We start from the raw sequence: 14,896 nt of genomic DNA, 5'->3' as shown, positions 1-14,896 counted from the left end.
TCAGAATTGGATCGAAGACATGCGTTTGTTTGTTGGTGTGGAAATTCCCCACGATATTGCGACCGACCTTTATCCGCTGGGGCGTGCGATCAAGGGGCTTGATGCCCAGACCCCGGAAAACATGCACATCACCCTGAAATTCATCGGCAATGTCGATCCGGGTCTGGCGGGTGAGATTGATCAGGCCTTGTCACAAGTGGCGTTCGAGCCCTTTGATCTGCAGGTATCGGGCCTTGATATGTTTGCCTCAAACCGCAAGGTTCGCATTTTCTGGGCCGGGGTAAAGGATGAACCGGCTCTGCGTACACTTGCCAATCGGGTGGAAAATGCGCTTCTGGCGCTGGAAGAATGCCCGGATATGGATATGCGCAAATTCACCCCGCATATTACGTTGGGGCGTAACCGTGACGCTGCGCGTGCCGTCGTCGAACAGGCGATTGTCGATCATGGCGATGTGTCATCACGGGTGTTCACCGTTGATCGTTTCTGTTTGTATGAAAGCCACGCAACGGCGGATGGTCCGGAATTTCGCGTGATTGCCGCCTATGACGGCAAGGATGGGCCGCTTCCTGAGCCAGACCTCTCAGAGGCCTTCGCAACAGAGGATTTTCAATGAAACTTGGCTTTATCGGAACCGGCGCCATCAGCGATGCGGTCATTCGTGGTCTTTTGACATCTGATTACGCAGTAGATGAAATCATCGTCTCGCGCCGAAGCGGACATATCTCGGCAAAGCTCGCCGCCGACTTTGATCGGGTGCGGGTCGAAGACGACAATCAGGCGATCATTGATCAATCCGATATGATCTTCTTGGCGGTTCTGCCGCAGATTGCCGGTGATGTCCTGTCCGCCCTTCGCGTGCCTGATGACAAACAGATTGTCAGTCTGATCGCCACCATCCCGATTTCTGATCTCAAAGTCTGGCTTGGCACCAACGCGCAATGTGATCGCGCCATTCCCCTGCCACCGGTCGAACATCATGCCTGTGTCACGGCGGTTTATCCCGGCTCGCCCGGTGTAATGACCCTTTTTGAAAAGCTGGGCGGCGCGGTGGCGGCTGAAACCATTGATGCCTTTGATGGCTACGCGACCGGCAGTGCATTGATGGCGACCTATTTCACCGTACTGGAAAGTGCCGCCCAGTGGATGGTCAAACAGGGATCCGACTATGCCGATGTCAGGCGCTACCTTGCTGCCCTGTTTTCCGGCCTTGCGCAAAATACCGACAAATCCCCCGATCAAAGCTTTGCTGATCTTTATGAGGGCCACATCACCGCCGGTGGCCTGAATGAACAGGTGGCCCAAACCTTCATCCGCGAAAAGGGTACTGACGCAATCCATACCGCCCTTGATGAAGTCTTCGCGCGGATCAAGGCCTCCGGGTAAGCACCGTCAAGCAACGCAAAACGGGCGACCAACAAGGCCGCCCGTTTTTCTGTTGTTTATATAATGCGTGCTGAGCTCTCAGGCCGCCGCCCTGTTCTGATACCCAACCGTCAAGCGCTGCTGACCGCCATTGCCGGTTTCGATCAGATCAACCATGGCATAACCGAAATCGGCATAGGAAATCCGCGCAACCCCGTCGTGATCGGGGATCAGCGTATCGGTGCCGCGCACATATTGCCCGGTCAGCGGCCCCTCGATCAGCATCGCCGGCGGGCGCAGGCAGGTCCATTGCACATCCTCATATTGATTAAACAGCGCATCCTGCTTTGCACAGGCCTCTGCAATCGGGCGCACGGCATCGGGCAGGAAATCCGGCGCGGTTAGAACAGTATGACCACTTTCATCGGCCAGTTTCAGGGTCGCAGCCCCACCGGTCAGGTAAATCGGGGCTTTTGTTTTACGCGCCGCATCAAGCAACACGCGGGTCATCTCAACCAGCAAACTTTCTGATCCGCTGATCGGGCGAAGTGCGCTGATCGCAACGTCATGGCTTGTCATTAGCTCGGCAACGCGGTCTGGCTTGGCCAGCACATCAACGCTTTCGCGCGCGACGCTGTCTGGCATATCGGCCAGTTTGTGGATATTGCGCGCAATCGCGGTGACGGTATGGCCTCGCTTTAGGGCTTCGTGCAGGGTGGCGGTACCGACATCGCCGGTGGCACCAAACAGAACAATCTTCATCGGACGTTTCCTGTATATTTGTGGGGCGTTTTGTTTTTATGTCGTGCGCGGGGCGGGTTCGTTGATCGCCGCTGGTGCTGGTTCAGCCACTGGTGCAGGCGCAGGACGCGCCGCCCGCTGACCCAGCCAGATACTGACCAGCACAACAATCACGCCTGCCATCTGAAGCGGGCTCAGGGCCTCGCCCAGAATTACCCAGCCGAGCAAAACCGCACTGGTCGGGCTCAAAAAGCCAAAGCTTGTCACCGTCGTCGGGCCAAGGCGCGCAATGCCCCGGAACCACAGGTAATAGGTCAGGGCCGCCCCGATCAGACCGAGCCACACCAAACCGGCCAGATTGGTTACGGTCGGCACCGGGAAGCCGGGCTCAAGGATCAGGGCTACCGGGATCATCAGGATCCCGCCCGCGGTTAATTGCCAGGCGGTAAAGGTCAGCGGTGATACCGGCGGCTGCCATTTGCGGGTCATGACGGTGCCGGCTGCCATGGATGCGGCACCAAAAAGGGCGGCTGCAATGCCAATCGGATCAAGGCTGCTGGTCGGGCCAAGCACAAGCATCGCGACCCCGATCAAGCCGGAAATGGCAGCGATAATGCCCAGCATCGTAATCCCGGATCCCAGCGCAAAGCGCGCCAGAAACAGCACCAGCAACGGCTGGATCGCGCCAAGTGTCGCCGCCACACCGCCCGGCAGGCGATAGGCCGCGACAAACAGCATCGACCAGAAAACGGCAAAGTTCAGCGCGCCCAGAATAAACACGCGGGCGCGCCAGCCAGCAGGCGGTAATTGCCGCACAACAAGCAAAAGGATCAATCCGGCCGGCAGGGCACGCAGAAGGGCGACAGTCAGTGGAAAGCCATCAGGCAGCATTTCCGTGGTGACGATATAGCTGCTGCCCCAAATGATCGGGGCAAGAGCGGTGAGGCATAAATCGGTTGTTCGGTTCATGGTGGCATCTCCATTTATCTTGACTTCAAGATATATTCAGAAATCTTGACGTCAAGATAAAATTCTGAGAAGAATCCGAACCATGGATAAAGTTGATCGCATTCTTGCGCAGTGGCGCCGTGAAAGACCGGACCTTGACGTCACCCAAATGGGCGTCATTGGCCGGATAGGACGACTGCGCAGCCATTTGAGTGCCGCACATGAACGTGTTTTCAAAAAATACGATCTGTCGCTGGCAAGTTTTGACGTTCTGGCGACACTGCGCCGGTCCGGCCCGCCCTATGCTCTCAGCCCATCAGAGCTCATTGACTGGACCATGGTGACATCGGGCACCATGACCAACCGCCTTGATCGGTTGGAAAAGGCCGGGCTGATCACCCGCCAGCGTAACCCGGAGGACGGGCGCGGCTTTGTCATCGCCCTGACGGACAAGGGGTTTGAGCTGATTGATGCCGCCGTTACCGAGCATGTCGCCAACCAGCATCAGATGCTCGAAGCACTAAGCGCAGAAGAACTCGAACAGCTTGATGGGCTCTTGCGCAAATGGCTGGCGGCGATGAATTCTGCCGAGAATTCAGAAGACAGCTAGGTTAGTCATAAACGATCCCTGAGCTTAAAAGCTCAAAGCCTGCGATTTCAAACTCATACATGCCCGATCCGTCCGCCTTTTCGGCGCGGGCGATCAGCTTGCCATCCGCATTGCGAAAGACCGCGTGTGCTGTATGCAGGGCGCGGTAACAGTGGCTGCCGTCAGGATAAAAATATTTGATCATCATGCTTCCTTGCAAAAGCACATTATGATCAAGACGCCCTTACAGCTTGTTGTCAGGAGCCGTGCAAAACGCGTGACAAATCAGAACCTGACACGTGGATATGTGCCGGTTGATCTTGTCTGTATGTCTCGGAAAAATGCTCTTTAAAGTCAGTGGCAGAGAGGAGGGGATTCGAACCCCTGAGGGGCTTACACCCCAACACGCTTTCCAGGCGTGCGCCTTAAACCACTCGGCCACCTCTCCACATGCGATCTTTGATATATCGCGAAAGCGGGCGGACATTAGCCGAGACGCCCGCGCTTGACAAGGCCCAATCAGCCTCTTTTTTCACTTTGCGCAAATCCCACTGATTTGCCTGTAAAATGGCCTGTGTTTCTGACATTCAATCGCCGCAAACCCTTGGTAAACGGGGCGTTGTCGGCATCTTTACTTCTTGTTGATGTCTGATCCGTAAGGTTTGGTGTCAGGTGTTTGCAACTCATGGGTAATGTTTTGTTATACAAATGCATCCCTTTACCCTTTATCTGCAAACCATTAGGCTTGTTGTTGTTTTTCTAATATACCGACCCTGACAGGTCGCTTGGAGAGGATAATGTGGTTTTTCCGGGCGTTGGGATGGTTACTGCTTTTTGCCAGCATTGCTGTGCTGGTCGATGATTCCATTACCGCGCTTCAAACAGGAAGTTTTCGTCTGGTCGCCGCCGGCGAGCTCTGGTATCGCCTTGATACCGGCAGCCTGAACCTGTTGCAATCCGTCATCCAGCGCTACATTTCCGTTTGGGTATGGGACACCATCTTTGTGCCGATCCTGCTGGCACCGGCCCTGGTTGTCTTGTTTGTGCCGTCCGCCATCCTTCTTCTGCTGACCCGCAAGCGCAAGCGTCAGCGCATTTTCTGATCTCCCGTTCGCCAGAGCTCTTCATCTAACTGTTGTCCGGTTTGGTTTAGTCCTTTGTCGCCTTGTCTGCGCCCGGTGCAGTCGGCACACTGCCAGAAATCAACATCGCAGCAGGCAGGAAAACCGGGATGAAAGCGTGGATTTGCAACGCATTTGGCGAAGTACCGCAATGGGTGGATGTCCCTGATCTGGCACCGTCGGTGCTGCAGCCCGGTCAGGTCCTGATTGATGTTGCCGCCTGCGGTGTCAATTTCGCCGATACCCTGATCCTGCAAGGCAAATATCAAAAACGTCCCGAAGGTCCCTTTTCCCCCGGCTTTGAAGTCAGTGGCACGGTGCGCGCAGTTGGCGATGATGTCAGTCATGTCAAACCCGGCGATGCGGTCATGGCCATGCCCGATTGGGGTGGTTACGCCGAACAGGTCGTAGCCGACGGTAGTCTTGTGATGCCGCTTCCGAATGGTGTCGATTTCAACAGCGCAGCAGCCTTTCAGATCGCTTATGGCACAAGCTGGTTTGCATTGAAGTATCGCGCCGATGTCAAGCCGGGCGAGGTCGTTCTGGTGCATGGGGCGGCTGGCGGGGTTGGTCTGACGGCGGTCGAATGCGCCAAGCTTCTGGGCGCAACCGTGATTGCCACGGCCGGTGGGGCGGACAAATGCCAGATCGCGCGCGACCATGGTGCGGACCATGTCATTGATTATAAATCCGAAAATATCCGCGACCGGGTGCGTGAAATCACGGCAAGCCTTGGTCAGCCAAAGGGCGTCGATGTTGTTTATGATCCGGTTGGCGGTGATGTCTTTGATCAAAGCCTGCGCTGCGTTGCGCCCGGTGCGCGCATGCTTTTGATCGGCTTTGCCAGCGGCACCGTGCCGCAAATTCCGGCCAATATCCTGCTGGTCAAGAATGTCACCGCAATCGGCTTTTATTTCGGCGCCTATCTCGAACAAAATGCCGATATTGCGCAAGCCGGCATGGCAGAGCTTCTGGAGCGCCTGAAATCCGGCGCGATCCGGCCGATGATCTCGGCGGTTTATCGTCTTGAAGATGCGATGGATGCCTTGACGGCCATTCGCGAACGCACGGCAACCGGCAAACTTGTGATTGATTGCCGTCCAAACAGGTAAATAGGCGGATTTCAATACGCACATTGCTGGTATAGGATGAGCCCGTCCCAACCACTTCTCTGCCGGAAATCGCCGAATGCCCGACGACAAAAACAGGCCCGATCACGTCCAGTCTTCTGCAAAGACCCGTGATCAGTATGAAACCTATCCCTATCCGGCCCGCAATCCCGAGGATGAGGACAAGCGCCTGATCACCGGATCACCGGGCAACTGGGACGAGATCGTGCATTTTGTCTTTGGCGGGCGCGATCCATCGGCACAGACCAAAAGCGGCAAAATCAAAATCCTTGTCGCCGGCGGTGGCACCGGCGATGCGCTGGTGATGCTGGCCCAGCAGGCCCGTGACCGCAAAGCCAAGGCCGAGATCGTCTATATCGATCTGTCCGAAAGCTCGCGCGCGATTGCCGAGGCGCGCATCAAACGCCGCAGTCTGGAAAAGAACGTCACGTTTGTGACCGGATCCTTTGTCGACCTGGCATCTGAGTACGGCCCGTTTGACTATATTGATTGCTGCGGGGTGCTTCATCACCTGCCTGATCCCGATGCCGGGCTCAAGGCACTTGCCGATGCGCTCAAACCCAATGGCGGCATGGGCCTGATGGTCTATGGCGAGTTGGGCCGCCAAGGCGTCTATCACATGCAGGAAATGATGGAACGCCTCAATGCCGAGGCCGGCGGGGCCAAGCGCCTGAATTTCGGCAAGGCGCTGTTTAATTCATTGCCCGGGACCAACTGGCTCAAACGCAACCCGTTTGTCGGTGATCACATCCATGGCGGCGATGCCGGGTTCTATGACCTGTTGTTGCATCAACAGGACCGCGCCTATCGCGTCGACGAGGTGTTTGATTTTGTCGAGGCGGCCGGCCTTAGGCTGCAAAACTTTATCGAACCGATGCGCTACGACCCGACCACCTATTGTTCGCGCCATGATGTGCTTGATAAGGCGATGCACGTACCGTTTCGTGAGCGCGCGGCCCTGGCCGAACTGATGGCGGGCAATATCACCAAGCACACCTTCTATGTCGTAAAGGCCAAGAACAAGGTTAAACCACCGGTCCCGTCGCCGGAGCTGATCCCGACCTTCACCCGTGTCGATGGTGCGGCACTCGCCCGTTCGGTTGCCAAGACCGGTAATATCAAGATCACCTTTACCGGCCTTTCCGTGACCCGCACCATGCCCTCGGCATCGCCTGCGATCCTTTCGCGGATTGATGGTAAACGCTCGATCGGTGAAATCTACGAACTTTTTGATCCCAAACCGGAAAAATTCGAATTCAATGCCCAGTTTGCCGTGATGTATTCGGTACTCAATGCCGCAAACCTGATGTATCTGCGCCACCCGGAAAAGACATAGACCAAAGCAAAAAAAATGTCGGTCACAGGGGGTGCGACCGACATTTAAATACGCACTTTCCAGCGGGGGAGCTGGAATTGCGCTCAGGGATTAGTAGGATCAGAACCAGTTAATTTGGTTCTGACCCTCAAGCCTTATTTAAGGCTGATGCCTTTCCACGCGTCCATCAGGGCTTCAATCAGAACCTGAAGCGGGAAGGTAATTGCGCTGTGAAGCGGCGATACGTTGTTCTGCATGACAGAATACTCAGTTGGTGCGCTGTTGCGCGGGTTAAGCTTTCCAGAATGGCTTGGCGGCTTCGCGTTTTGCGTCATAGACGGTCCAGCCGATATCGCGCAGCATGTGTGCGTCCATGTCGGCCAGCTTCTGACGCAGGTCGTGGCGTTTAAGCCAGGTGCGCGCCAAGTCCAGAAGGCTGGTGGCAGTGTGGTTACGGCGGGTGGCGACAAATGCGCCTGCTTCTTTGGTGATAGCAACCATGATTCTAATCCTCTTTAAATCAGGCCTGCTCTCAGCGATTCAGCGGCCCGGGCATCCACGATGCGTCTGTACTAATCTCGTTAAACCCAGAGTTACCCGAAAAAACACTTGCGCTCAAACCACCTTTTGTCATCATTGCATGAGTTTTTATCATGCAAAGTCACTATCATGAAACGCCGTCCGTTGCCGCTAAATGCGCTCCGTGCCTTCGAAGTAGCCGGTCGTCTCGAAAGTTTCACCAAAGCGTCACATGAGCTTAACGTGACCCAAGGGGCGGTCAGTCGACAGGTGCAGCATCTTGAGGAAGTTCTGGGTCGTCAGCTTTTTGAGCGTCACCACAGAAGCCTGCGGTTGACGCGCGCCGGTCGCAACCTTCTTGAAGCGCTTACGCCAGCTTTTGATGCCATAGAAGACGCGGTCGCCAAGGTCGAAGACCGTGCCGACGACACCCACCTGTCTGTTTCGGCACCGCTGACATTTTCCATGCGCTGGATCGTGCCGCGGCTTGGGCGGTTTCAGATGGAATATCCCGATTTTCAGGTCCAGTTGGGCACCTATAACGATGATCTGGCATCGGTTGACTTCAACGAGGTCGATATCGCCATCCGCTTTGCCGATCATGGCAATGAACAGCTGGTGCACGAATTTCTGACCGGTGAACGGCTGTTGCCGGTCTGTCATCCCGATCTGGCCAAGCAACTCAAAACCCCTGAAGACCTGGCGAGTGTGACGCTTCTGCACTGCTCTGCCCAGCGCGAAGACTGGCGCATCTGGCTTGAAGGAACCGGTATCAAGGGGGTGGACGGCACCAAGGGGCCGGTTTTTGCCACCCTTGATATGGCGATGGAGGCCGCGGCAAGCGGCTTTGGTGTGGTGGTTTCCGATCCGGCCATGATCGGGGAATATGTTGTGACCAATCGCCTGACCGTGCCGTTTGATCTGCCGGTCGACAGTCCTTATGCCTATTCGTTGTGTTATCCGCGCGGGCGTCTGGAACGGCGCAAGGTCAAGGCGTTCCGTGACTGGCTGATGTCAGAGATCAAGCTTGAAACTGCGCGGCGAAAACTGACGCAAAAAGATGCGCGATAAACCAAACTCACGTGATGGTGCCTTGAAATTGAACGATTTAACGGTGACTATCAGGCGGTTCTAGTGTGGCATCATTCACAGACAACGCGGGCAGAGGGCATCGCGAAGTGACCGTCGATTGCGCCGCGTGGATTAAGTCCACATAATAGTAGATTAAGTCCACATAATGGAACAGTGATCAGCTTGCATCAGGGAAAGACGACAATCACATGATTTCGTATGCAGCCAGCATGACAATGCCGGGCAGGAAGCGGCGCGGGGGCGCCATGACATCCATCCTTTTTGCCAGTGCACTGACCCTGCTTTCGGTCGCACTGCCTTTACATAACGCAAATGCCCAAGATGGTGACAAGCCGGTGATGAACCCGGCTCCGACGGTGGCTGTTGACGAGACCGATCTGGCGCCGCTGACCACCCGCTCACACGGTATTTCGCTGTATGGCGATCTGAAATACGGTCCGGATTTCCACCATTTCGATTATGTGAACCCCGATGCGCCGAAGGGCGGCACGCTGGTGCAATCCTCCATCGTTGCCTTTGATACCCTTAACCCCTTTACGCTTAAGGGAAATCCGGCTGCGGGCCTTGGTCTGATCTATGACAGCCTGATGGTTTCCAGCGCGGATGAGCCATACGCCATGTATGGCCTGATTGCCCATTCGATCGAGGTGCCGAACGACCGATCCTATGCCATCTTCCACCTTGATCCGCGTGCGCGTTTCCAGGACGGCAGCGACATTACCGCCGAAGACGTGGTGTTTTCATATGAAGTGCTGGTCGAAAAGGGAAGTCCCGTCTACCGCCAGTATTTTTCCCAGATCGAAGGGGCCGAGGTGATTGACGAACTGACCGTCAAATTCACTTTCAAGCCGGGCAATAATCGCGAAACACCGATGACGGTGGCGGGCATTTCGATCATGCCGAAAAAGTTCTGGGAAGGTAAGGACTTCGCCAAAACCACCTTTGAAATCCCGGTCGGCAGCGGGGCTTATAAGGTTGCCAGCATCGAAGCAGGCCGACGCATCACCTATGAGCGGGTCAAGGATTACTGGGCGGCCGACCTTCCGGTCAATCGCGGGCAGAACAATTTCAATACCATCCGCTATGACACCTATCTTGATATGGAAGTGCAGCGTCAGGCATTTCTGGCTGGCGAATACATGATCCGGTCCGAGCATTCATCACGTGACTGGAACACGGCCTATGACACGCCTGCGGTCCAGCGTGGTGACATCCAGAAGGAGTTCATGCCTGATCATTTGCCAACAGGCATGCAGGCCTATGTTCTGAACGCGCGCAATCCGCTGTTTGCCGACAAGCGCGTGCGCCGCGCGCTGCAATACGGGCTCGATTTCCAGTGGCTAAATCGTGCAATGTTCTATGGGGCCTATCACCGCACCGACAGTTTCTTTGCCAACTCCGAACTGGCGGCGACCGGTATTCCGACCGGTGCTGAACTGGCACTTCTTGAACCCTATCGCGATCAATTGCCCGAAAGGTTGTTCACCGAACCCTACACGTTGCCGAACTTTGATGCCCCGAACGGGCGCCGTGAGGCCCTGCGTGAATCCATGACGCTTCTGAACGAAGCGGGCTGGGAAGTACGCGACAAGGTTCTGGTTAACAAGGAAACCGGGCAGCCGTTCCGGTTCGAGCTGATCATTCGCCAACCGGGACTTGAAAAGATCGCGCTGGTGGTCAAATCGCGCCTCAAACAGCTTGGCGTGGAAATGGATATTCGCCTGATTGATACCGGCCAGTGGGTCAATCGTATTCAGGCCTTTGATTTCGAAGTTACCACCCATTGGTGGACGCAATCCCTGACGCCGGGCAACGAACAGCGCGTGTTCTGGAGCTCCGAGGCCGCCGATCAACCAGGCTCTCGCAACTTTGCCGGCATCAAGGATCCGGTGGTCGATGCAATGATCGAAAATGTGGCATCTGCCGACAGCTGGGAAGAACTGGTGGCTGCGACCCGCGCACTTGATCGCGTACTTCTGTGGGGGAATTACGTCATTCCGCAATGGTATCTGGGTGGGGACCGCATGGTCTGGTGGAACATCTTTGGTCGCCCGGACACGGTGCCGCTTAAGGGAATGTCGATAATGCGTTGGTGGATTGACCCTGAAAAGGCCGCCAAACTGCAGATGGGGGGATTCTAGGCCATGCTGAACTATATCATTCGGCGTTTGCTTCTGATCCCGGTCACGCTGTTTGGCATCATGCTGTTGAACTTCGCAATCATTCAGTTTGCCCCCGGCGGCCCGGTCGAACAGGTGATTGCCCAGCTTCAGGGAACGGCTGTTTCATCAACCGCACGCATCACCAATCAGGGTGGCGACAGCGGCGGCGGAAGTACTGCTTCATCCTCTGCATCTGGTAATAACTTCTCCTCGACATCCAACTATCGCGGCGCGCAGGGGCTTGATCCCGAAGTCATCAGACAGCTCGAAGTACAGTTCGGTTTTGACAAACCGGCCCATGAACGCTTCTGGATGATGATGAAGAACTATCTGACCTTCGATTTCGGCCAAAGCTATTTTCAGGACCGCGACGTGGTCGATCTTGTGATCGACAAGATGCCGGTTTCGATCTCGCTGGGCATCTGGTCAACGCTGATCATCTACATCATTTCGATCCCGCTGGGCATTACCAAGGCAGTGCGCGATGGATCGAACTTCGATATCTGGTCATCAGCCGCGATCATTGTCGGCTTTGCCATTCCGGGCTTCCTGTTTGCCGTCATGCTGATCGTGGTGTTTGCCGGTGGGGCCTATCTTGACTGGTTCCCGTTACGCGGGCTGACATCGTCAAACTGGGAACAGTTGTCCTTGTGGGGCAAGATCGTTGATTATTTCTGGCATCTGACCCTGCCGATCATAGCCCTGACGATTTCGGGTTTTGCCACGCTCACCATGCTGACCAAGAACTCGTTCCTGGATGAGATTAACAAGCAATATGTCGTGACTGCCCGTGCCAAGGGCCTGACGGAAAAGCGCGTGCTTTATGGTCACGTTTTCCGTAACGCCATGCTTCTGATCATTGCCGGGTTCCCCAGTGCACTGGTTGGCATGCTGTTTACCGGTTCGGTCCTGATCGAGGTGATCTTCTCGCTTGATGGTCTGGGCCTGCTTGGTTTTAACGCGGTGATGACGCGTGATTATCCGGTGATGTTTGCAACCCTTTATTTCTTCACGCTGTTTGGCCTGATCATGAACCTGATCAGTGACCTCAGCTATCATCTGGTGGATCCACGGATCGACTTCGAAGGGCGGGGGAATTGATCATGTTCAATGCTGTTCTCTCACCGCTCAACCGTCGTCGCCTGTCGAACTTCAAATCCAACAAGCGCGGCTATTGGTCGCTTGTGATCTTTACCATCCTGTTTGTCATTTGCCTGGTGGCCGAACTGGTCGCCAATGACAAACCGATCTTCGTCAAATATGGCGATGACTGGTACGTGCCGATCGTATCGGACCATCCCGAAACGGCCTATGGCGGCGATTTCGATGTCGAGACGGATTTCTATGATCCCTATATTCAGGGCAAGATCGCCGAAAACGGCTTTGCCATCTGGCCTTTGATCCCGTTTTCCTATGACACCATCGATTTTGAAATGCGTGAACCGCAACCAGCCCCGCCCTCAATGCGCCATTTGCTGGGCACGGATGAACTGGGCCGCGATGTTCTCGCACGCCTGATTTACGGTTTCCGGATTTCCATCCTGTTTGGTCTGGCGCTGACCGCCGTCAGTTCCGTGATCGGCATTGCGGCTGGTGCGGTGCAGGGCTATTTCGGCGGCTGGGTCGATCTTGGCTTCCAGCGGGTGATCGAAATCTGGTCGGGCCTGCCACAGCTTTTCATCCTGATCATTCTGGCCAGCCTGTTTGCGCCGGGTTTCTGGACGCTTCTGTTCATTCTGGTGCTGTTTAGCTGGATGAGTTTGACCGGCCTTGTCCGTGCCGAATTCCTGCGCGCGCGTAATTTCGAATATGTCCGGGCTGCGCGCGCCCTTGGCATGACCGACACCCGGATCATGTATCGCCATGTTCTGCCCAATGCGATGGTGGCAACCATCACCTTCCTGCCGTTCGTGTTGAATGGCTCGATTGTGGCACTCACATCCCTCGACTTCCTGTCGCTTGGCATGCCGCCCGGCTCCCCGTCCTTGGGCGAGTTGCTGTCACAGGGCAAGAACAACCTTCAGGCGCCCTGGCTTGGCTTTACCGCCTTCTTTGCCATCGCCACCATGCTCAGCCTTCTGATCTTTATCGGCGAAGCGGTGCGTGATGCCTTTGATCCGCGTAAAACGTTTTAAGGAGTAGGACAATGACAGCGCAATCCGCCCATCAGCCGCTCCTTGCCATTCGCGACCTCTCGGTCAAATTCGCCGATGCGACGGCGGTAAAGGATGTGTCCTTTACCCTTGACCGCGGTGAAACCATGGCGCTTGTCGGGGAAAGTGGCTCTGGCAAATCGGTCACGGCCCTTTCGATTTTGCAATTGCTGCCCTATCCGCGCGCCAGCCACCCGTCAGGATCGATCATCTTTGACGGGCAGGAAATGGTCGGGGCCAAGGAACGTACCCTTCGCAAAATCCGCGGCAACCGGATTTCCATGATCTTTCAGGAACCGATGACCTCGCTGAACCCGCTGCACAATATCGAAAAGCAGGTGGGCGAGGTGTTGTTGCTCCATAAAGGCCTGCGGGGTGCCAAGGCCCGTGCCCGCATCCTTGAATTGTTGGAGCTTGTCGGTATTCCCGATCCGGCCTCACGGCTGAAAGCCCTGCCGCATGAACTGTCCGGCGGGCAGCGCCAGCGCGTGATGATCGCCATGGCGCTTGCCAACGAACCGGAACTGCTGATTGCCGACGAACCGACCACGGCCCTTGATGTCACCATTCAGGCGCAAATTCTTGAACTGCTCAAGGACCTGCAAAGCAAGCTTGGCATGGCGCTGCTCTTGATCACCCATGATCTGCAAATCGTTCAGAAAATGGCGCAGACCGTTTGTGTGATGAAGGACGGCGAAATTGTCGAGGCCGGGCAGGCGCGCGCGCTGTTTGACGATCCCAAACACGATTACACCAAAAAGCTGCTGTCGGCCGTGCCCAGTGGTGAAGCTCCGGCATTGCCCGAAAACGCCACCGAGCTGCTTGAAACCAGCAACATCCATGTGCAGTTCCCGATTGGCCGCAAGGGTATCCTCGGGCGGCCCGATCATTATCTGAATGCCGTTGATCAGATTTCACTCACCCTTAAGCAGGGCGAAACGCTTGGCATTGTTGGGGAAAGCGGATCGGGTAAGACCACGCTCGCCATGGCGATCCTCAGGCTTCTGAAATCAACCGGTGACATCCGCTTTGCCGGGCAGGACATTCGCGATTTTTCCGGTGCTGATCTGCGCAAGCTCCGCCGCGACATGCAGGTGGTGTTTCAGGATCCGTTCGGTTCGCTCAGCCCGCGCATGTCCATCGCCCAGATCGTTGGCGAGGGCCTTGAAATCCATGCGCCCGACCTGACCCAGGCCGAACGCGAAGCCCGCATTGCAGAGGCGCTTGACGAAGTCGACCTGCCGCAAAATGCCATGGATCGTTATCCGCACGAATTTTCCGGCGGGCAACGTCAACGCATTTCGATTGCGCGCGCTTTGGTCCTGAAACCCCGCTTTATCGTACTTGATGAACCGACATCGGCCCTTGATATGTCGGTACAGGCCCAGATTGTCGAACTGCTGCGTGATTTGCAGGCGCGCCATAAGATGGCATACTTGTTCATCAGTCATGACCTGCGCGTTGTGCGTGCATTGTCGCACCGTGTCATGGTCATGAAGAACGGAAAACTGGTCGAAAGCGGGGCGGCGGCCGATGTGTTTGATAACCCGCAACAGCCCTACACCAAGGCGCTGCTGGCCGCGGCCCTTGATCTCAAAGCAGCCGGTAAGGAATTTGTCAGAAACTAGGGGCAGCATTCCTGATCGAGATCGGGTACAACATATGAAAAGGCAATAATAACAGGACTATAAAGGCAGGTTTAAGGTTGAATATGTTGTCACGTGCGATCAAAAATCGAACCGGACATCGTCTTTGCGGCCA

Annotated in this window: 15 protein-coding genes and 1 tRNA gene; 11 read left to right on the top strand and 5 right to left on the bottom strand. The window is 55.7% G+C overall.

All coding sequences use genetic code 11. From position 1 onward, the window contains the following. The first annotated feature begins 19 nt into the window (after positions 1–19). Positions 20–616 (top strand): RNA 2',3'-cyclic phosphodiesterase, encoded by a 597-nt coding sequence (gene thpR, locus FHI25_RS04575; protein ID WP_210515493.1) that lies wholly within the window; start codon positions 20–22, stop codon positions 614–616. Then, on the top strand, positions 613–1,386 hold the full coding sequence (locus FHI25_RS04570; protein WP_210515485.1) for a pyrroline-5-carboxylate reductase: 774 nt from the start codon (positions 613–615) through the stop codon (positions 1,384–1,386). Before thpR ends, FHI25_RS04570 begins: the two co-directional genes overlap by 4 nt. Before the next feature lie 78 nt (positions 1,387–1,464). On the opposite strand, the gene FHI25_RS04565 is transcribed toward FHI25_RS04570, so the two are convergent. Then, the gene (locus FHI25_RS04565) at positions 1,465–2,127 is read right to left on the bottom strand and encodes an NAD(P)H-binding protein (RefSeq protein ID WP_210515483.1); all 663 of its coding nucleotides are present in this window, start codon (positions 2,125–2,127) and stop codon (positions 1,465–1,467) included. A gap of 36 nt (positions 2,128–2,163) precedes the next feature. Then, positions 2,164–3,075: an EamA family transporter gene (locus FHI25_RS04560; RefSeq protein WP_064787747.1), complete on the bottom strand. Its 912-nt coding sequence runs from the start codon at positions 3,073–3,075 to the stop codon at positions 2,164–2,166. Positions 3,076–3,157: 82 nt separating this feature from the next. On the opposite strand from FHI25_RS04560, the gene FHI25_RS04555 reads away from it, so the two are divergent. Further along, positions 3,158–3,664 (top strand): MarR family transcriptional regulator, encoded by a 507-nt coding sequence (locus FHI25_RS04555; protein ID WP_210515481.1) that lies wholly within the window; start codon positions 3,158–3,160, stop codon positions 3,662–3,664. Between the two features lies 1 nt (position 3,665). Here FHI25_RS04555 and FHI25_RS04550 read toward each other — a convergent pair whose 3' ends face one another. Beyond that, on the bottom strand, positions 3,666–3,848 hold the full coding sequence (locus FHI25_RS04550; protein WP_210515479.1) for a hypothetical protein: 183 nt from the start codon (positions 3,846–3,848) through the stop codon (positions 3,666–3,668). A gap of 153 nt (positions 3,849–4,001) precedes the next feature. Beyond that, positions 4,002–4,091, bottom strand: a tRNA-Ser gene (locus FHI25_RS04545). 349 nt (positions 4,092–4,440) lie between these two features. On the opposite strand from FHI25_RS04545, the gene FHI25_RS04540 reads away from it, so the two are divergent. The 3 genes from FHI25_RS04540 (at position 4,441) to FHI25_RS04530 (ending at position 7,230) form a co-directional block, all read left to right on the top strand. Continuing rightward, complete coding sequence (locus FHI25_RS04540) at positions 4,441–4,746, top strand: hypothetical protein (protein WP_063086648.1); 306 nt, start codon at positions 4,441–4,443, stop codon at positions 4,744–4,746. Positions 4,747–4,874: 128 nt separating this feature from the next. Beyond that, on the top strand, positions 4,875–5,876 hold the full coding sequence (locus tag FHI25_RS04535; RefSeq protein WP_210515477.1) for an NADPH:quinone oxidoreductase family protein: 1,002 nt from the start codon (positions 4,875–4,877) through the stop codon (positions 5,874–5,876). A 76-nt stretch (positions 5,877–5,952) separates the two neighbouring features. After that, positions 5,953–7,230 carry a class I SAM-dependent methyltransferase gene (locus tag FHI25_RS04530; protein WP_210515475.1) on the top strand — a complete coding sequence of 426 codons (1,278 nt, stop codon included), beginning with the start codon at positions 5,953–5,955 and terminating at the stop codon, positions 7,228–7,230. A gap of 270 nt (positions 7,231–7,500) precedes the next feature. On the opposite strand, the gene FHI25_RS04525 is transcribed toward FHI25_RS04530, so the two are convergent. Then, positions 7,501–7,710: a DUF1127 domain-containing protein gene (locus tag FHI25_RS04525; RefSeq protein WP_008888517.1), complete on the bottom strand. Its 210-nt coding sequence runs from the start codon at positions 7,708–7,710 to the stop codon at positions 7,501–7,503. A gap of 168 nt (positions 7,711–7,878) precedes the next feature. Between FHI25_RS04525 and FHI25_RS04520 the strand changes: the two genes are divergently transcribed. The 5 genes from FHI25_RS04520 (at position 7,879) to FHI25_RS04500 (ending at position 14,763) form a co-directional block, all read left to right on the top strand. Then, a complete protein-coding gene (locus tag FHI25_RS04520; protein WP_210515473.1) occupies positions 7,879–8,799 on the top strand; it encodes a LysR substrate-binding domain-containing protein in 921 nt (306 codons plus the stop codon). A 266-nt stretch (positions 8,800–9,065) separates the two neighbouring features. Then, positions 9,066–10,961 carry an extracellular solute-binding protein gene (locus FHI25_RS04515; RefSeq protein ID WP_210515471.1) on the top strand — a complete coding sequence of 632 codons (1,896 nt, stop codon included), beginning with the start codon at positions 9,066–9,068 and terminating at the stop codon, positions 10,959–10,961. Positions 10,962–10,964: 3 nt separating this feature from the next. Beyond that, positions 10,965–12,083: a microcin C ABC transporter permease YejB gene (locus tag FHI25_RS04510; protein ID WP_008888514.1), complete on the top strand. Its 1,119-nt coding sequence runs from the start codon at positions 10,965–10,967 to the stop codon at positions 12,081–12,083. Positions 12,084–12,085: 2 nt separating this feature from the next. Further along, the gene (locus tag FHI25_RS04505; RefSeq protein WP_210515469.1) at positions 12,086–13,117 is read left to right on the top strand and encodes an ABC transporter permease; all 1,032 of its coding nucleotides are present in this window, start codon (positions 12,086–12,088) and stop codon (positions 13,115–13,117) included. A gap of 11 nt (positions 13,118–13,128) precedes the next feature. Next, positions 13,129–14,763 (top strand): ABC transporter ATP-binding protein, encoded by a 1,635-nt coding sequence (locus FHI25_RS04500; RefSeq protein ID WP_210515467.1) that lies wholly within the window; start codon positions 13,129–13,131, stop codon positions 14,761–14,763. Positions 14,764–14,896 lie beyond the last annotated feature (133 nt).

This window comes from Thalassospira sp. ER-Se-21-Dark (assembly GCF_017922435.1).
Classification (GTDB): domain Bacteria; phylum Pseudomonadota; class Alphaproteobacteria; order Rhodospirillales; family Thalassospiraceae; genus Thalassospira.
This window is presented reverse-complemented; position numbering and strand designations above follow the sequence as displayed.